The following is a 17239-nucleotide window of genomic DNA, read 5'->3' as shown; positions in this document are numbered from 1 at the left end:
ACCGGAGAAAGTTCAGATCCAGAGCCGTCGCGGGTCTGACTGCGCTGCTGCTCCCCCTCGCCGCCATGGTCGGCCTCGCCTCCCCCGCAGAGGCCGCCGCGTCGGCCACCGCGAGCTACGTCAAGGTCTCCGACTGGGGATCCGGCTTCGAGGGCAAGTGGACGGTGAAGAACACCGGCACCACCTCCCTCGGCTCCTGGACCGTCGAGTGGGACTTCCCCTCCGGCACCTCCGTCACCTCCGCCTGGGACGCCGACGTCACCAGCTCCGGCACCCACTGGACCGCCAAGAACAAGAGCTGGAACGGCACTCTCGCCCCCGGCGCCTCCGTCTCCTTCGGCTTCAACGGCGCGGGCCCCGGCGCCCCCTCCGGCTGCAAGCTCAACGGCGCCTCCTGCGACGGCGGCAGCGTCCCCGGCGACAACCCGCCCTCCGCCCCCGGCACCCCGAGCGCGTCCAACATCACCGACACCGCGGTGACGCTGAGCTGGACCGCCGCCACCGACGACAAGGGCATCAAGAACTACGACGTGCTGCGTGACGGCGCCAAGGTGGCGACGGTGACCGGCACGACGTACACCAGCACCGGGCTCACGGCCGGCACCGACTACTCGTACACCGTCCAGGCGCGTGACACCGCCGACCAGACAGGACCGGTCAGTGGCGCCCGCGCGGTCCGCACCACCGGCGGTGGCGGAGACCCGGGCCCCGGCCCCGGCTCCACGGTCAAGCTCGGCTACTTCACCGAGTGGGGCGTCTACGGACGCAACTACCACGTGAAGAACCTGGTGACCTCCGGCTCCGCCGCCAAGATCACGCACATCAACTACGCCTTCGGGAACGTCACCGGCGGCCGCTGCGCGATCGGTGACTCCTACGCCGACTACGACAAGGCGTACACCGCCGACCAGGCCGTCGACGGCGTCGCCGACACCTGGGACCAGCCGCTGCGCGGCAACTTCAACCAGTTGCGCAAGCTCAAGGCGAAGTACCCGAACATCAAGGTGCTCTGGTCGTTCGGCGGCTGGACCTGGTCCGGCGGCTTCGGCCAGGCCGCGGCCAACCCGGCGGCCTTCGCGCAGTCCTGCTACGACCTGGTCGAGGACCCGCGCTGGGCCGATGTCTTCGACGGTATCGACCTGGACTGGGAGTACCCGAACGCCTGCGGTCTGTCCTGCGACACCAGCGGCGCGGCCGCCTTCAAGAACGTGATGCAGGCGATGCGCGCCAAGTTCGGTACGAACAACCTGGTCACCGCGGCCGTCACCGCGGACGCCTCGTCCGGCGGCAAGATCGACGCGGCCGACTACGGGGGCGCTGCCCAGTACGTCAACTGGTACAACGTGATGACGTACGACTTCTTCGGCGCCTGGGCCGCACAGGGCCCGACCGCCCCGCACTCCCCGCTCACCTCGTACCCGGGCATCCCGCAGGCGGGCTTCAACTCCGCCGAGGCGATCGCCAAGTTCAAGGCGAAGGGCGTGCCGTCGGCCAAGCTGCTGCTGGGCATCGGCTTCTACGGGCGCGGCTGGACCGGAGTGACCCAGAGCGCGCCGGGCGGCACCGCGACAGGACCCGCCCCGGGCACCTATGAACAGGGCATCGAGGACTACAAGGTCCTCAAGAACAGCTGCCCGTCCACCGGAACGATCGCCGGCACGGCGTACGCGAAGTGCGGCAGCAACTGGTGGAGCTACGACACCCCGGCCACCGTCGGCTCGAAGATGAGCTGGGCGAAGGGCCAGGGCCTGGGAGGCGCGTTCTTCTGGGAGTTCAGCGGTGACACCACGAACGGAGAGCTGGTCGGCGCGATCAACAGTGGTCTGAACTAGCTGCTCGAACCAGCACTGCGTACACAGCGAAGCCCGGGAGACCTGCTCTCCCGGGCTTTGTCACACCCTCAGGCCACGTTGACGCGCTGGCCGGGCGGAGCCGCCTCCAGCCAGGCGAGGAATCCGGTGAGCGCGTCCTCACTCATCGCCAGCTCCAGGCGTGTCCCGCGGTGGTGACAGCCGAGCACGACCGCGTCGGACAGCAGCGCCAGCTCCTCCTCGCCCTCGGGCTTACGGCGCGCGACGACCTCGATGGCCGAGCGCTCCAGGAAGCGGCGCGGGCGTGGGGCGTACGAGAAGACCCGGAACCACATGATCCGGTCACCGCTGTAGCGGGCGACGCCGTAGACCCATCCCTTGCCGGAGCCATCGGTCTCCTCCGGGACGTTCCAGCGAAGGCTGCAGTCGAAGGTACCGCCGGAGCGCTGGATCAGCCGCCGGCGCAGTCCGAAGACGAAAAGCCCGATCACCACCAGTGCGACGACCAGGCCGCCCACAAGAAGAGCGAGGAACATCTCCACCGACCTCCTCGCATCGTCCAGTAACGGGAATACCGCTCGTACCTTCACCTGCATCTGCCTCAGCCGCGACACGCCCTGGAGAGTTCCAGGCCGGGCCGCGGCTGACGCGAGTGTGTCTGTCCGGGGAGCGACCCCCGGACCCCCGAAGGGACTGTCGGCGGGATGCCTAGTGCACCGCCACCGCGCGCAGACGGACATCGGCGCGCCGCTCTGCGGCATCGTCCTCGTCCGACTTGGCACGCTCCAGCGCACGCTCGGCGCGCTGTGCGTCGATCTCGTCCGCCAGCTCGACGATCTCCGCCAGCAGAGAGAGCTTGTTGTCCGCGAAGGAGATGAATCCGCCGTGGACAGCAGCGATGACGGTCCCGCCTTCGCTCGTACGAATGGTCACCGGGCCCGATTCCAGCACACCGAGCAGCGGCTGGTGACCGGGCATGACGCCGATGTCGCCGGACGTGGTGCGCGCGACGACCAGGGTGGCCTCGCCGGACCAGACCTGTCGGTCCGCGGCGACCAGCTCGACATGCAGCTCAGCAGCCAAGGGTGGCTCCTCGGGTCACCACCCGGCGGTTCTGCCGGGTGTTGGGTCAAATTCTAGTGGGCGTTGTGAGAGGGGCGGGACACACCCGCCCCTCTCACGGAGTCACGGGCCTCAGGAGACGCCGAGCTCCTTGGCGTTGGCCTTGAGGTCCTCAATGCCACCGCACATGAAGAACGCCTGCTCGGGGAAGTGGTCGTACTCACCGTCGCAGATCGCGTTGAACGCGGCGATCGACTCGTCGAGCGGCACGTCCGAACCGTCCACGCCGGTGAACTGCTTGGCGACGTGGGTGTTCTGCGACAGGAAGCGCTCGACGCGACGGGCACGGTGGACAACGAGCTTGTCCTCCTCGCCCAGCTCGTCGATACCGAGAATCGCGATGATGTCCTGGAGGTCCTTGTACTTCTGGAGGATCCCCTTGACACGCATGGCGGCCTCGTAGTGGTCCGCCGCGATGTAGCGCGGGTCCAGGATGCGGGACGTCGAGTCCAGCGGGTCGACCGCCGGGTAGATGCCCTTCTCCGAGATCGGACGCGACAGAACGGTCGTCGCGTCCAGGTGGGCGAAGGTGGTCGCCGGCGCCGGGTCGGTCAGGTCGTCCGCGGGGACGTAGATCGCCTGCATCGAGGTGATCGAGTGACCGCGGGTCGACGTGATGCGCTCCTGCAGCAGACCCATCTCGTCAGCCAGGTTCGGCTGGTAACCCACCGCGGACGGCATACGGCCGAGCAGCGTGGAGACCTCGGAGCCGGCCTGGGTGTAACGGAAGATGTTGTCGATGAAGAAGAGCACGTCCTGCTTCTGCACATCGCGGAAGTACTCCGCCATGGTCAGACCGGCAAGCGCGACACGGAGACGGGTGCCCGGGGGCTCGTCCATCTGACCGAAGACAAGCGCCGTCTTGTCGATGACGCCGGAGTCGGTCATTTCCTCGATGAGGTCGTTGCCCTCACGGGTACGCTCACCGACGCCCGCGAACACCGACACACCGTCGTGGTTGTTGGCGACGCGGTAGATCATTTCCTGGATCAGAACGGTCTTGCCGACACCGGCACCACCGAACAGACCGATCTTTCCACCCTTGACGTACGGGGTGAGAAGGTCGATGACCTTGACGCCGGTCTCGAACATCTCGGTCTTGGACTCGAGCTGGTCGAAGGAGGGCGCCTTGCGGTGGATGGGCCACCGCTCGGTGACCTCGACCGTGGACGGGTCCACGTTCAGGATCTCACCGAGGGTGTTGAACACCTTGCCCTTGGTGATCTCGCCGACCGGCACCGTGATGCCGTTGCCGGTGTCCGTCACCGTGGCCTGGCGGACCAGACCGTCGGTGGGCTGCATCGAAATCGCGCGGACCAGGCCGTCACCCAGGTGCTGGGCGACCTCGAGGGTCAGCGTCTTGAGCTTGCCGTCCTCGGCCGGGTCGGCGACCTGAACGGTCAGCGCGTTGTAGATCTCCGGCATCGCGTCGACGGGGAACTCCACGTCGACGACCGGGCCGATGACCCGGGCGACGCGGCCCGTGGCGGCGGCCGTCACTTCGTTCTCGGTAGTCGTCGTCACTTACTTGTCACTCCCCGCGGTCGCGTCGGCCAGGGCGCTGGCGCCACCGACGATCTCGCTGATTTCCTGGGTGATTTCGGCCTGGCGGGCCGCGTTGGCAAGCCGGGAGAGGGTCTTGATGAGCTCCCCGGCGTTGTCGGTCGCCGACTTCATCGCGCGGCGGGTGGCAGCGTGCTTGGAAGCAGCGGCCTGAAGCAGCGCGTTGTAGATCCGGCTCTCGACGTAGCGCGGCAGCAGGGCGTCGAGGACGTCCTCCGCCGACGGCTCGAAGTCGAACAGCGGAAGGATTTCGCCCTTGGTACCGGACTCCTCGGCCGCCTTCTCGAGGCTGAGGGGCAGCAGCCGGTTCTGTACCGGCGTCTGCGTCAGCATCGAGATGAACTCGGTGAAGACGATGTGGAGCTCGTCCACGCCGCCCTCGGCCGTGTCCTGCTGGACGGCCGCGATCAGCGGAGCCGCGACCTTCTTGGCGTCCGCGTACGTCGGGTTGTCCGTGAAGCCGCTCCACGAGTCCGCGATCTTGCGCTCGCGGAAGCCGTAGTAGGCGACACCCTTGCGGCCGACGATGTACGTGTCGACCTCCTTGCCCTCACCACGGAGCCGCTCGGTGAGCTGCTCCGCCGCCTTGATGGCGTTGGAGGAGTAGCCGCCGGCCAGACCGCGGTCGCTCGTGATGAGCAGCACCGCGGCGCGGCTCGGGGCTTCCGCCTCGGTGGTCAGAGGGTGCTTGGTGTTCGACCCGGTGGCCACCGCAGTGACCGCGCGGGTGAGCTCGGTCGCGTACGGCGTGGAGGCCGCCACCTGGCGCTGCGCCTTGACGATGCGCGAGGCGGCGATCATCTCCATCGCCTTGGTGATCTTCTTGGTCGCGGTGACGGATTTGATGCGACGCTTGTAGACCCGGAGCTGGGCTCCCATGAGTCAGGTCCCTTCCGTCGTCACTTGGCCGTGACCGGCGCGTCTTCGCCCAGAAGCTTGCCGTCCGAGGTCTCGAACTGCTGCTTGAAGGCGGTGATGGCGTCGGCGATCGACTGCAGCGTGTCGTCGGACATCTTGGCGCCCTCGGCGATGCTGGTGAGGAGCTCCTTGCGCTCGCGGCGCAGGAACTCGAGCAGCTCGCTCTCGAAGCGGCGGATGTCGGCGACCGGGACTTCGTCCATCTTGCCGGTGGTGCCGGCCCAGACGGAGACGACCTGCTCCTCGATGGGCATGGGCTGGTACTGGCTCTGCTTCAGCAGCTCGACCATGCGCTTACCGCGCTCCAGCGAGGCCTTGGAAGCCGCGTCCAGGTCGGAGCCGAAGGAGGCGAACGCCTCGAGCTCACGGTACTGGGCGAGGTCCACGCGAAGCCGGCCGGAGACCTGCCGCATGGCCTTGTGCTGCGCGGAGCCACCGACACGGGAGACCGAGATACCGACGTTCAGGGCCGGACGCTGGCCGGCGTTGAACAGGTCGGACTCAAGGAAGCACTGGCCGTCGGTGATGGAGATGACGTTGGTCGGGATGAACGCCGACACGTCGTTCGCCTTGGTCTCGACAATCGGCAGACCCGTCATCGAACCGGCGCCCATGTCGTCGGAGAGCTTGGCGCAGCGCTCCAGCAGACGCGAGTGCAGGTAGAAGACATCGCCCGGGTAGGCCTCGCGGCCCGGCGGACGGCGCAGCAGCAGCGACACGGCGCGGTAGGCGTCAGCCTGCTTCGACAGGTCATCGAAGATGATCAGGACGTGCTTGCCCTGGTACATCCAGTGCTGGCCGATGGCCGAACCGGTGTACGGGGCGAGGTACTTGAAGCCGGCCGGGTCGGACGCCGGAGCCGCGACGATCGTCGTGTACTCGAGGGCGCCCGCCTCCTCCAGCGCACCGCGCACGGACGCGATGGTGGAGCCCTTCTGGCCGATGGCGACGTAGATGCAGCGCACCTGCTTCTTCACGTCACCGGAGCGCCAGTTGTCGCGCTGGTTGATGATCGTGTCGACGGCCAGAGCGGTCTTGCCGGTCTGACGGTCACCAATGATCAGCTGACGCTGGCCGCGGCCGATCGGCACCATGGCGTCGACGGCCTTGTAGCCGGTCTGCATCGGCTCGTGCACCGACTTACGGACCATGACGCCCGGAGCCTGCAGCTCGAGGGCGCGGCGACTGTCGGTCGCGATCTCGCCGAGGCCGTCGATCGGGTTGCCGAGCGGGTCGACAACGCGGCCGAGGTAGCCCTCGCCGACGCCGACGGAGAGCACCTCACCGGTGCGCTGCACCGGCTGGCCCTCCTCGATACCGCTGAACTCACCGAGGACGATCGCACCGATCTCGCGCTCCTCGAGGTTGAGGGCGAGACCGAGGGTGCCGTCCTCGAACTTCAGCAGCTCGTTCGCCATGGCCGAGGGAAGGCCCTCGACCTTTGCGATGCCGTCACCGGCAACGCTGACCGTACCGACCTCCTCGCGCGAGGCCGCGTCCGGCTGGTACGACTGGACAAAGTTCTCCAGCGCGTCCCGGATCTCCTCCGGCCGGATCGTGAGCTCCGCCATCTGGGTTCCCTGCTCTCCTTGTTGGGCCCGAAGTTTCTTAGGGGGTCTGGGGGCCGACCCCCAGGAATCTTCTGCAATCTCTGCACGGCCCAACCGGGCCGCTCGTACTGCTTCGTACTGCTTGTTCAGTTGGTGGCTGGTCAGCCGGCGATGCGGCGGGCCGCCTCGTCGAGACGTGCCGCGATGGTGCCGTTGATCAGCTCGTCGCCGACGCGCACCTGCACTCCGCCGATGACCTCGGGGTCCACGTCGAGATTGAGGTGCATCTCGCGGCCGTAGATCCGAGCCAGACCGGCGCCGAGTCGCTGCTTCTGCTCATCGGTCAGCGGCACCGCCGAGGTGACGACCGCGACCATCCGCTCCCGGCGCGCCGCGGCGAGCCTGGACAGGGACTCGAGTCCAGCTTCCAGGCTACGTCCTCGGGGCTGGGTCACAAGACGGATGACCAGCCGCTCGGTGGCCGGATTGGCCTTGCCGTCGAGCAGGCTGCGCAGCAGCTCGCCCTTGGCGGACGCCGGCGCCGACTTGTCGGTCAGCGCGGAGCGCAGCCCGACGTTGGAGGCGACGATCCGGCCGAACCGGAACAGCTCGTCCTCGACGTCGTCGAGCGCACCGGCCCGCTGCGCCGCGGTGAGGTCGGCGGTGGCCGCCAGCTCCTCGACCGCGTCGACCAGATCGCGCGACTGCGACCAGCGGGAACGGACCATGCCTGCGAGCAGGTCGATGGTTTCGCTGCCCACCTGACCGCCCAGCAGCCGCCCGACCAGCTCGGCCTTGGCCTCGCCGGGCTGCGCCGGGTCGGTCAGGACCCGACGCAACGACACCTCACGGTCGAGCAGCGCGGTGACGGCGGCCAGCTCCCCGGCGAGCTTCGCCACGTCGACCGACGTGTTGTCGGTCAGCGCGTCGAGAGACTCGCGTGCGGCAGCCAGTGCCTCGCGGCTCGCTCCGTTCATCGCGTGGCCTCGGCCTTCGAAGCGCTGTCCTCGAGTGCGTCGAGGAAGCGGTCGACGGTGCCGCTCTGCCGGGTGTAGTCCTCGAGGGACTCACCGACGATCTTGCCGGCCAGTTCGGTGGCGAGCTTGCCCACGTCCTGGCGCAGCGCAGCGGCCGCGGCCTTGCGGTCGGCCTCGATCTGGGCGTGACCGGCAGCGATGATCTCCTCACGCTGCCGCTGGCCTTCCGCCCTCATCTCCTGCAGGATCACGGCGCCCTGCTCCTGCGCCTCCTGGCGCATACGAGCGGCTTCGTGACGGGCCTCGGCGAGCTGAGCCTTGTACTGCTCAAGCACGCTCTCGGCCTCGGTCTGGGCCGCATCGGCCTTCTCCATACCGCCTTCGATGGCCTCGCGGCGCTCGTCCAGAACCTTGTTGATGGTCGGAAGGAGCTTCTTGGCGAGGAAACCGAAAACGATGGCAAAGGCGATGAAGCCAATGACGAGCTCAGGGATCGGCGGGATGAGCGGATTTTCCGCTTCCTCCGCCGCGAGCTGAACCAGAGGGTTCACGTCAGTGCCTTCCGTCGAATGGGCTGTTCGCGACCGGTCAGGAGGTCGGGTAGACGAACGGCATGACCAGACCGATCAGGGCGAGCGCCTCACAGAAGGCGAAGCCGAGGATCTGGTTCTGGCGGATCAGACCGGCGGCCTCGGGCTGACGGGCGAGAGCCTGGGTACCGTTACCGAAGATGATGCCGACGCCGACACCGGGGCCGATGGCCGCAAGGCCGTAACCGATAGAGCCGAGGTTGCCCTTGATTTCGACGCTGGTGGCGGCGAGGGTCTGGAGAGCAGACATGCCGGTTCTTCCTTCTCTTTCTTGGTCCGGTGGGGGTTGGCCACCGGGTGCTTCGGGAGGTTGGGTGCTCAGTGGCCCTTGGCGAGAGCGCCCTGGATGTAGCTGCAGGTCAGCAGGACGAACACATAGGCCTGAACAGCCTGGATGAAGAGCTCGAAGGCGGTCATCACGATGACCATCACGAACGACACACCTGCGTAGGCGATGCCGATGCCGTTGAGCAAGTACCAGCTGGCGATCGTGAAGAGCAGCAGCAGGGTGTGGCCCGCGAACATGTTGGCAAAGAGCCGGACGGCGTGCGTGAACGGCCTGACGAGCAGGTTCGAGAAGAGCTCGATGGTCATCGAGAGCGGCAGGACCGGACCGAGGCTCTTGTCGTAGCCCGAGAAGTTCTTGAAAGCTCCGACGAAACCGTGCTTCTTGAAGGTCAGGCTGACCCACAGGACGTACACGATCGCGGCGAGCGCGACCGGGTACGAAATGATCGCCGTTACGGGGAACTGGGCGACCGGAATGATGGACCAGAGGTTCATCATCCAGACGAAGAAGAACAGGGAGACCACCAGCGGGACGTACTTCTCACCGTCGCGCTTGCCGATCGTCTCGTAGACGACGCCTCGGCGTACGAAGTCGTAGCCGGCCTCGGCCACCATCTGAAGCTTGCCGGGAACAACCTTCGGCTTACGGAAGGCCGCCCAGAAGAAGCCGACGATGATGACCGAGCCGAGCAGCGCCAACAGCATCGTCTTGTTGAAGTACAAGTTGCTGTCCCCGTCGCCCCAGAGGGGCTGGAACAGGAACGAGTGCAGGCCGGGAGCCGGGAAACCACAACCGCTGTTCTGGAAGATGTGGCAATCGGTCTCGAAGGCGAGCACCGTCGTCGGGTCAGCACTCACCGCGGGCTCCTTCAGCGTGGCGCATAGGTACGGCAACCTCGTTGTGTCGGCGCGGCGCACAGCCGCTGATCGGCACTGGACTGGTGTTACGGATGTGGGGGCGGCCGGCAGGCAGGGAGCCTCGCGATTGAGCAGGCGTCAGCTCAGATGCCCGCGCCCGCAATGCCGCAGTTGGCACCGGACGATAGCAGGATCGCGAACGCGCGCTTATACCGGCCCTACCCCTCACGAGGAAGACCCCTTGTTCTCGGGCTTCTTGCCCTCGGAGGAGTCCGGTTCGACATAAAGCATTTTGGCCTTCATGTGCGCACGGGTCTGCGCGGCGATCCACACGAGGGTCGCTGCGACCAGCGTGATGGCAAAGGCCTTCGGGTTGAACAACGTGGTGTTCTTGAACGCGGCGACAAAGATGAACAGCAGCAGAATCTGTGCTGCGTAGAGCATGAGCCCCATGGCCTGGAACAGATGCGGAAGCGACTTGGCCGTCCGCTCCAGGACCACCAGCCCGATCCCCATGAACAGGATCACAACCAGCGTCGCAACGACAGCGCCTACAGCCCCCTTACCGCCGGCGACCACCGCGCTGATCGCGACGGCAACAGCGCCGGCGACAGCGGTGGGTACGGCGGCTCGAAGGAGAGTCCGGACGTCGTTGGACGGCATGGCGGCAGCTCCGCTTGCTGGTGGGGGCAGTGGTGTCGTCATGGACGAGCGTAGGCCCGGTCCGAGTTGGGTCCTCGGGGCCAAAGAACCGTCGCACTACGGTCTTTCGGCTCTGTCTCCGGGTCTCGTGAACGGTATCACAAACTATTTGATGAGGTCTTTACCTGAGGGGTGTGCCGACTGTCACACATGAGAGTGAGTGCGCGCGTGTGTGCAGAAAAACTGGTCGCTATGTCTGGTAATGGGCGAACATACAGCGACTCGTCACCCGCGCGTTCCGGCCTTCCGCCGGTCCGGGAAACGCGAACGGGGGCCGATAGCAGTCGCTCCGTTGACGCCCGCCGGAACCGGGGTCCGCTCCTCGGGCTCCTCCAGCGACGTCTGTGACGACTCCGACTCCGACTCCGACTCGTACGCGAGCGCGGGGACCGCAGGCCCGGGAAGCATCTTGCGGCGCCGGTAACGCGGCGGAACGAAGGCCTCCGCCCAACGCGGGGCGCGCGGAGTGAAGCGCGGCAGCAGCAGAAGCACAAGGCCTACCGCGCTCAGCGCCACAATGAGCAGCACGCTCCACATCGACGCCGAGTGCACCGAGTACGCGACGACACCGAAGGCGATCAGTGCCGACCAGAAGTACATGATCAGGACTGCTCGGCTGTGCGAATGTCCGATCTCCAGGAGCCGGTGGTGCAGATGGCCACGGTCCGCCGCGAACGGCGACTGTCCGTTCCAGGTACGGCGGACGATCGCGAGCACCAGGTCGGCGACCGGGATCGCGATGATCGTCAGCGGCAGCAGCAGCGGGATGAAGACCGGCAGCGCCGCGTGGGTGGCCTGGCGGGTGCTGCCCTCGAAGATCTTCAGGGCGTCCGGGTCCACCTGTCCTGTCACCGAGATCGCGGCCGCCGCGAGCACCAGGCCGATCAGCATCGATCCGGAGTCGCCCATGAAGATGCGCGCCGGGTGCATGTTGTGCGGCAGGAAGCCGAGGCACATGCCCATCAGGATCGCTGTGAACAGGCTGGCGGGCGCCGCCGCCTCGATGCCGTAGCTGAACCAGATCCGGTACGAGTAGAGGAAGAAGGCCGCGGCGGCGATGCAGACCATGCCGGCGGCGAGGCCGTCCAGGCCGTCCACGAAGTTCACCGCGTTGATGGTGATGACGACGAGGGCGACGGTCAGCAGGGTGCCCTGCCACTGGGTCAGCGAGACGGTGCCGACACCGGGGACGGGGATCCACAGGATCGTCAGACCCTGGATCACCATCACACCCGCGGCGATCATCTGGCCGCCCAGCTTGATCAGGGCGTCGATCTCGAACTTGTCGTCGAGGACACCGATGATCCAGATCAGGGCAGCGCCGGAGAGCAGTGCCCGCGGTTCATTGGACAGCTCGAAGACGCTGTTGAGGTTCTGCAGATGGTCCGCGACCAGCAGACCGGCGCACAGGCCGAAGAACATGGCGATACCGCCGAGTCGCGGTGTCGGCTCTCGGTGTACGTCGCGGGCACGGATCTCCGGCATCGCACCGGTCGCGATGGCGAACTTCCGCACCGGCCCGGTCAGCAGATACGTCACCGCAGCCGTGACACAGAGCGTCAGCAGGTAATCACGCACGGGCTGCCCCACAGGAATCGCTGGCCATCTCAGCCCCACACCCTAGCTCTGGTAGCCACATGCTTGAGGACATACGGGCGCGGGCGATGGTTGCACGACTCACCGGCTACCCCTGATAAGGAGGAAATCTACCGGTCAGTTCACGCACCTCCGTACGGACCATCCGCTCCTCCTCGCCGTCTTCACGCATCGCCGCCGTGAAGAGTGCCGCGATCCGCGCCATCTCGCTCTCGCCCATGCCCTGGGTGGTGACGGCAGCGGTGCCCAGCCGGATGCCGCGCCCGTCCCCGTACGGCAGTGCGCAGGTGTCGAGGACCATGCCCGCCGCGGCGAGACGGCTGCGGGCCGCCTTGCCCGCCACGCCCAACGGAGCTGGATCCGCGCTGATCAGATGGGTGTCGGTGCCGCCGGTCAGCACGGACAGGCCTTCCGCCGCGAGCCCGTCGGCCAGTACCCGCGCATTGGCGACCACCTGGTGGGCGTACGCCGCGAAGGCCGGCGTCGCCGCCTCACCGAAAGCGACAGCCTTGGCGGCGATCGTGTGCATCTGAGCGCCGCCCTGGGTGAAGGGGAACACCGCCCGGTCGATGCGTTCGGCCAGCTCGGAACCGCAGAGGATCATCCCGCCGCGTGGCCCGCGCAGCACCTTGTGGGTGGTGGCGCACACCACATCGGCGTACGGGACGGGGCTGGGGGCCGCGCCGCCGGCGATCAGGCCCATGGGGTGGGCGGCATCGGCGATCAGATAGGCGTCCGCCTCGTCCGCGATCTCGCGGAAGGCTTCGTAATCGGGATGGCGGGGGTACGAGATCGAGCCGCAGACGATGGCCTTGGGCCGGTGCTGCCGGGCCAGGGCGCGGACCTGGTCGTAGTCGATCAGTCCGGTCTCGGCGTCGACGCCGTAGCCGACGAAGTCGAACCAGCGCCCGGAGAAGTTCGCGGGTGAACCGTGGGTGAGATGACCGCCGTACGACAGTCCCATGGCGAGCACGGTGTCACCGGGCTTGAGCAGCGCCGCGTACGCCGCAAGGACCGCGGAGGAGCCGGAGTGCGGCTGCACATTGGCGTGTTCGGCGCCGAAGAGAGCGGTGGCGCGCTCGACGGCGATCCGCTCGGCGGCGTCGACCAGCTCGCAGCCGCCGTGGTGGCGGGCGCCGGGGTAGCCCTCGGCGTACTTGTTGGCGAGCGGGGAGCCGAGGGCGGCGAGGACCGCGGGTGAGGTGAAGTTCTCGGCGGCGATGAGCTGAAGGCTGTCGCTCTGCCGCCCCAGCTCCCCCAGGATCACTTCGGCGATCTGCGGGTCCTGCCGGCGCAGGGCGTCGAAATCCGCGCCGGGGGTGGTGATGCGGACGGCGTCTGGTGCAGCGGTGACCGGCATCTGTGGCTCCAGCTGAACGGATCGTCCTCGCGAGGTGAATCCCAGTGGAAACCAATGTAGGCCGGTGCGAGGCGCGATGCGCGCCGATCGTCTCCGCGAGCCCTCACTGCCGCGCGGAGACGCCCGTCAGAGCCGTCACCACAGGGTCCAGCGCCTGGTTGATCTCGTCGCCGATCGAGCGGAAGAACGTGATCGGCGCACCGTACGGGTCGTACACCTCATCGGCGTCCGGGCTCGGTGCCAGCAGCCAGCCGCGCAGCGCCGCCGCCGCCCTGACCAGGGCCCGAGCACGCTCGACGACGCCTTCGCGCGGGTCCGGCAACGTTGCCGGGTCAATCGCCCGTACAAGCCGGGTGAACTCCTTGAGCGTGAAGGTGCGCAGGCCCGCCGAGTGACCCATCGAGATCACCTGCGCGCGGTGGTCGCGCGTCGCGGTGAGGACGAGGTCGGCGCGGATCACATGCTCGTCGAGGAGTTCACGCCCGACGAAACCGGTCGCGTCCGCGCCGAAGTCGGCCAGGACGATCTCGGCGTTGGCCTCCATCGGGGCGCCTTCGTGGCCCCAGGTGCCGGCGCTCTCCACGATCAGGCCGCCCGTCAGCGGATCGCCGAGGCGGTCGCTCAGGGCATGGCGGGTCAGCCGCTCGGTGATCGGCGAGCGGCAGACGTTGCCGGTGCTGACGTGGAGGATGCGGAAAGTGGTGGTGTTGCTGACGGATTCCGCTATGCCACGCCCCTCAGGGGCGGTCAATTGGCCACCTCGAGGTCGGGTACGACCTTGCGCAGCTCGTCCGCCGAGAGTGCTCCCGCGCGCAGCAGGACCGGGACCTTGCCGGTGACGTCGACGATCGAGGACGGGACGATGCCCGGCGTCGGGCCACCGTCCAGATAGACCGAGACCGAGTCGCCCAGCATCTCCTGCGCGGCGTCACAGTCTTCCGGCGCAGGATGCCCCGTGAGGTTGGCGCTGGAGACGGCCATCGGGCCGACCTCGGTGAGCAGCTCGATCGCGACCGGGTGCAGCGGCATCCGGATCGCTACGGTGCCCCGGGTGTCGCCCAGGTCCCACTGCAGCGAGGGCTGGTGCTTGGCGACGAGCGTCAGCGCGCCCGGCCAGAAGGCGTCGACCAGCTCCCATGCCTGCTCGGAGAAGTCGGTGACCAGGCCGTGCAGGGTGTTCGGGGACCCGATGAGGACAGGGGTGGGCATATTGCGGCCGCGCCCCTTGGCCTCCAGCAGGTCGGCGACTGCCTCGGAGCCGAAGGCGTCCGCACCGATCCCGTACACGGTGTCGGTGGGCAGCACGACCAGCTCGCCGCGGCGGACGGCCGACGCGGCTTCACGCAGACCAGTCGTACGGTCGGTCGCGTCGTTGCAGTCGTATCGCCGTGCCATTTAACGGCCCTCCTCGAACAGGGTCTGGAGATGATGCTGCGGGTCAGGATTGCCGGTCACGGCATGGCCTTGCGTGCGGTCGCGAAGCGCGGTCGCCTGTTCAGGTCGGGGTGGTCGGCCGCGTCCGCCCAGCCGGCCTCCTCGTTGAAGATCCACGGCACCTGGCCGCCCTGGGTGTCGGCGTGCTCGATGACCACCAGGCCGCCGGGCCGCAGCAGCCGGTGAGCGGTGCGCTCGATACCGCGGATGGTGTCCAGGCCGTCCTCGCCGGAGAAGAGCGCCATGTCCGGGTCGTGGTCACGGGCCTCGGGCGCGACATACTCCCACTCGGTGAGCGGGATGTACGGCGGATTGGAGATGACCAGGTCGACCTGGCCGTCGAGCTCCGGCAGGGCGCTCAGCGCGTCGCCCTGGTGGACGGTGACGCGTGAGCCCTCGGCGTTCTTACGGGTCCACCGCAGCGCGTCCTCGGAGAGCTCCACTCCGTGCACACGCGAGCGCGGCACCTCCTGCGCCATGGCGAGCGCGATGGCCCCGGAGCCCGTACACAGATCGACGATGAGCGGCTCGACGACATCCATGGCCCGTACGGCGTCTATGGCCCACCCGACGACCGACTCGGTCTCCGGGCGCGGTACGAAGACGCCGGGGCCGACCTGCAGCTCCAGGAAGCGGAAGAAGGCGCGTCCGGTGATGTGCTGGAGCGGCTCACGGGCCTCGCGGCGGGCGATCGCCTCCCAGTAGCGGGCGTCGAAGTCCGCGTCCTTGACGTTGTGCAGCTCTCCCCGCTTCACGCCATGCACGAACGCGGCGAGCTCCTCGGCGTCGAAGCGCGGCGAGGGCACGCCGGCGTCGGCCAGCCGCTGGGTGGCCTGGGCCACCTCGGCAAGCAGCACAGATCGGGGGGACGGGGGTCGTCCCCCGGGAGTTAGCTGCACGCTGGTCCTCCGGGGCTGGGGCGGTGTGCTGGGCTTACTGGGCGGCGGCGAGTTTGGCGGCGGAGTCGGCGTCGACACAGGCCTGGATCATGGTGTCCAGATCCCCGTCGAGCACCTGGTCCAAGTTGTACGCCTTGAAGCCGACGCGGTGGTCGGAGATCCGGTTTTCCGGGAAGTTGTACGTACGGATCTTCTCGGAGCGGTCGACGGTACGGACCTGGCTGCGGCGGGCGTCCGAGGCCTCCTTCTCCGCCTCCTCCTGTGCCGCGGCAAGCAGCCTGGAGCGCAGGATACGCATCGCCTGCTCCTTGTTCTGGAGCTGGCTCTTCTCGTTCTGGCAGGAGGCGACGATGCCGGTCGGCAGGTGCGTGATGCGCACCGCGGAGTCGGTGGTGTTGACGGACTGGCCGCCGGGGCCCGACGAGCGGTAGACGTCGATCCGCAGGTCGTTGGCGTGGATCTCGACGTCGATCTCCTCCGCCTCGGGCGTCACCAGGACGCCTGCCGCGGAGGTGTGGATACGGCCCTGGGACTCGGTGGCCGGCACCCGCTGCACGCGGTGCACTCCGCCCTCGTACTTCAGCCGCGCCCAGACGCCCTGTCCCGGCTCGGTCGCGCCCTGGCCGCCCTTGGTCTTCACCGCGACCTGGACGTCCTTGTAGCCGCCCAGCTCGGACTCGGTGGCGTCGATGATCTCGGTCTTCCAGCCGACGCGCTCCGCGTAGCGCAGATACATCCGCAGCAGGTCACCGGCGAACAGGGCGGACTCGTCGCCGCCCGCGCCGGCCTTGACCTCGAGGATGACGTCCTTGTCGTCGCTGGGGTCGCGCGGTACGAGCAGCAGCCGCAGCTTCTCGGTGAGCTCCTCGCGCTGCTTCTCCAGCACCTTGACCTCGGCGGCGAAGTCCGGGTCGTCGGCGCCCAGTTCACGCGCGGTCTGGATGTCGTCCCCGGTCTGCTTCCAGGAGCGGTACGTGCCGATGATCGGGGTCAGCTCGGCGTAACGCTTGTTGAGCTTGCGCGCGTTCGCCTGGTCCGCGTGGACCGAAGGGTCGGCGAGCTTCTTCTCGAGATCGGCGTGCTCGCCGATCAATTCCTCGACCGCCTCGAACATCGGGTGCTCCTGGTTTTGTACACGAAGGGGGCTGCTCAGAACGGACAAAGCGCCGGCCTCGGCCACCCCGAGCAGGGGCGGCCAAGGGCCGGCGCAGTGGCTCGCTACTTCTTGGCGGAGCCGGCAGCCTTGCCGAAGCGGGCCTCGAAGCGGGCCACACGGCCACCGGTGTCGAGGATCTTCTGCTTGCCCGTGTAGAACGGGTGGCACTCGGAGCAGACCTCGGCCCGGACGGTGCCGGACTCGATGGTGCTACGGGTGGTGAACGACGCGCCACAGGTACAGCTGACCTGGGTCTCGACGTACTCGGGGTGGATGTCGCGCTTCAAGGTGTCTCCTAGTTTCGGGAGGGCACCGGGTCGTACGCGCGGATTGCTCGTACGTGAACCGGGGCCGACGTACCAGTCTGCCAGGACTGGCCGTATCTCCCAAAACCGGGGTCGGGCCGGAGGTATTC

General features: G+C 67.8%; 18 protein-coding genes. 1 reads left to right on the top strand and 17 read right to left on the bottom strand.

The window, feature by feature from the left end; all coding sequences use genetic code 11:
- Positions 1 to 65: 65 nt before the first annotated feature.
- Positions 66 to 1832, top strand: a complete 1767-nt coding sequence (locus OG735_RS29205) for a glycoside hydrolase family 18 chitinase (RefSeq protein ID WP_327328498.1) — start codon at positions 66 to 68, stop codon at positions 1830 to 1832.
- A gap of 68 nt (positions 1833 to 1900) precedes the next feature.
- Here OG735_RS29205 and OG735_RS29200 read toward each other — a convergent pair whose 3' ends face one another.
- The 17 genes from OG735_RS29200 to rpmE form a co-directional block, all read right to left on the bottom strand.
- Positions 1901 to 2347: a DUF2550 domain-containing protein gene (locus OG735_RS29200; RefSeq protein ID WP_327326115.1), complete on the bottom strand. Its 447-nt coding sequence runs from the start codon at positions 2345 to 2347 to the stop codon at positions 1901 to 1903.
- Between the two features lie 172 nt (positions 2348 to 2519).
- Positions 2520 to 2894 (bottom strand): F0F1 ATP synthase subunit epsilon, encoded by a 375-nt coding sequence (locus tag OG735_RS29195; RefSeq protein ID WP_327326114.1) that lies wholly within the window; start codon positions 2892 to 2894, stop codon positions 2520 to 2522.
- A 111-nt stretch (positions 2895 to 3005) separates the two neighbouring features.
- On the bottom strand, positions 3006 to 4457 hold the full coding sequence (gene atpD, locus OG735_RS29190) for a F0F1 ATP synthase subunit beta (RefSeq protein ID WP_327326113.1): 1452 nt from the start codon (positions 4455 to 4457) through the stop codon (positions 3006 to 3008).
- On the bottom strand, positions 4458 to 5375 hold the full coding sequence (locus OG735_RS29185; RefSeq protein ID WP_327326112.1) for a F0F1 ATP synthase subunit gamma: 918 nt from the start codon (positions 5373 to 5375) through the stop codon (positions 4458 to 4460). It lies immediately after the preceding gene.
- Between the two features lie 20 nt (positions 5376 to 5395).
- Positions 5396 to 6985 (bottom strand): F0F1 ATP synthase subunit alpha, encoded by a 1590-nt coding sequence (gene atpA, locus OG735_RS29180; protein WP_327326111.1) that lies wholly within the window; start codon positions 6983 to 6985, stop codon positions 5396 to 5398.
- 140 nt (positions 6986 to 7125) lie between these two features.
- Positions 7126 to 7941, bottom strand: a complete 816-nt coding sequence (locus OG735_RS29175) for a F0F1 ATP synthase subunit delta (RefSeq protein ID WP_327326110.1) — start codon at positions 7939 to 7941, stop codon at positions 7126 to 7128.
- Positions 7938 to 8492, bottom strand: coding sequence for a F0F1 ATP synthase subunit B (locus tag OG735_RS29170; protein ID WP_327326109.1), 555 nt, complete (start codon positions 8490 to 8492; stop codon positions 7938 to 7940). The genes OG735_RS29175 and OG735_RS29170 overlap by 4 nt, the downstream gene beginning before the upstream one ends.
- Positions 8493 to 8529: 37 nt before the next feature.
- Positions 8530 to 8781 carry a F0F1 ATP synthase subunit C gene (locus tag OG735_RS29165; RefSeq protein WP_324976791.1) on the bottom strand — a complete coding sequence of 84 codons (252 nt, stop codon included), beginning with the start codon at positions 8779 to 8781 and terminating at the stop codon, positions 8530 to 8532.
- A gap of 68 nt (positions 8782 to 8849) precedes the next feature.
- Complete coding sequence (gene atpB, locus OG735_RS29160; RefSeq protein ID WP_327328497.1) at positions 8850 to 9692, bottom strand: F0F1 ATP synthase subunit A; 843 nt, start codon at positions 9690 to 9692, stop codon at positions 8850 to 8852.
- Positions 9693 to 9902: 210 nt separating this feature from the next.
- On the bottom strand, positions 9903 to 10340 hold the full coding sequence (locus tag OG735_RS29155) for a hypothetical protein (protein ID WP_327326108.1): 438 nt from the start codon (positions 10338 to 10340) through the stop codon (positions 9903 to 9905).
- Positions 10341 to 10604: 264 nt separating this feature from the next.
- On the bottom strand, positions 10605 to 11957 hold the full coding sequence (locus OG735_RS29150; protein WP_327326107.1) for an MraY family glycosyltransferase: 1353 nt from the start codon (positions 11955 to 11957) through the stop codon (positions 10605 to 10607).
- A 106-nt stretch (positions 11958 to 12063) separates the two neighbouring features.
- Positions 12064 to 13335: a serine hydroxymethyltransferase gene (gene glyA, locus OG735_RS29145; protein ID WP_327326106.1), complete on the bottom strand. Its 1272-nt coding sequence runs from the start codon at positions 13333 to 13335 to the stop codon at positions 12064 to 12066.
- Between the two features lie 103 nt (positions 13336 to 13438).
- Entirely contained in the window at positions 13439 to 14086 is a 648-nt protein-coding gene (locus OG735_RS29140; protein WP_327326105.1) for an arsenate reductase/protein-tyrosine-phosphatase family protein, read from the bottom strand.
- Positions 14083 to 14730, bottom strand: coding sequence for an L-threonylcarbamoyladenylate synthase (locus OG735_RS29135; RefSeq protein WP_327326104.1), 648 nt, complete (start codon positions 14728 to 14730; stop codon positions 14083 to 14085). The genes OG735_RS29140 and OG735_RS29135 overlap by 4 nt, the downstream gene beginning before the upstream one ends.
- Positions 14731 to 14786: 56 nt before the next feature.
- On the bottom strand, positions 14787 to 15668 hold the full coding sequence (gene prmC, locus OG735_RS29130) for a peptide chain release factor N(5)-glutamine methyltransferase (protein WP_327326102.1): 882 nt from the start codon (positions 15666 to 15668) through the stop codon (positions 14787 to 14789).
- A gap of 34 nt (positions 15669 to 15702) precedes the next feature.
- Positions 15703 to 16782 carry a peptide chain release factor 1 gene (prfA, locus tag OG735_RS29125; RefSeq protein WP_327326101.1) on the bottom strand — a complete coding sequence of 360 codons (1080 nt, stop codon included), beginning with the start codon at positions 16780 to 16782 and terminating at the stop codon, positions 15703 to 15705.
- Between the two features lie 104 nt (positions 16783 to 16886).
- The gene (rpmE, locus tag OG735_RS29120) at positions 16887 to 17111 is read right to left on the bottom strand and encodes a 50S ribosomal protein L31 (RefSeq protein WP_215092884.1); all 225 of its coding nucleotides are present in this window, start codon (positions 17109 to 17111) and stop codon (positions 16887 to 16889) included.
- Positions 17112 to 17239: the final 128 nt, after the last annotated feature.

This window comes from Streptomyces sp. NBC_01210 (assembly GCF_036010325.1).
Lineage (GTDB): Bacteria > Actinomycetota > Actinomycetes > Streptomycetales > Streptomycetaceae > Streptomyces.
The sequence above is the reverse complement of the archived record's forward strand: the minus strand, read 5'-3'. Positions and strand labels throughout refer to the sequence as shown.

What these genes read in the sequence shown, in the direction of transcription:
- OG735_RS29205 (WP_327328498.1), top strand. Translation starts at nt 66, where the DNA reads ATGGTCGGCCTCGCCTCCCCCGCAGAGGCCGCCGCGTCGGCCACCGCG.
- OG735_RS29200 (WP_327326115.1), bottom strand. Translation starts at nt 2,347, where the DNA reads ATGTTCCTCGCTCTTCTTGTGGGCGGCCTGGTCGTCGCACTGGTGGTG.
- OG735_RS29185 (WP_327326112.1), bottom strand. Translation starts at nt 5,375, where the DNA reads ATGGGAGCCCAGCTCCGGGTCTACAAGCGTCGCATCAAATCCGTCACC.
- atpA (WP_327326111.1), bottom strand. Translation starts at nt 6,985, where the DNA reads ATGGCGGAGCTCACGATCCGGCCGGAGGAGATCCGGGACGCGCTGGAG.
- OG735_RS29175 (WP_327326110.1), bottom strand. Translation starts at nt 7,941, where the DNA reads ATGAACGGAGCGAGCCGCGAGGCACTGGCTGCCGCACGCGAGTCTCTC.
- OG735_RS29165 (WP_324976791.1), bottom strand. Translation starts at nt 8,781, where the DNA reads ATGTCTGCTCTCCAGACCCTCGCCGCCACCAGCGTCGAAATCAAGGGC.
- OG735_RS29155 (WP_327326108.1), bottom strand. Translation starts at nt 10,340, where the DNA reads ATGCCGTCCAACGACGTCCGGACTCTCCTTCGAGCCGCCGTACCCACC.
- glyA (WP_327326106.1), bottom strand. Translation starts at nt 13,335, where the DNA reads ATGCCGGTCACCGCTGCACCAGACGCCGTCCGCATCACCACCCCCGGC.
- OG735_RS29135 (WP_327326104.1), bottom strand. Translation starts at nt 14,730, where the DNA reads ATGGCACGGCGATACGACTGCAACGACGCGACCGACCGTACGACTGGT.
- prfA (WP_327326101.1), bottom strand. Translation starts at nt 16,782, where the DNA reads ATGTTCGAGGCGGTCGAGGAATTGATCGGCGAGCACGCCGATCTCGAG.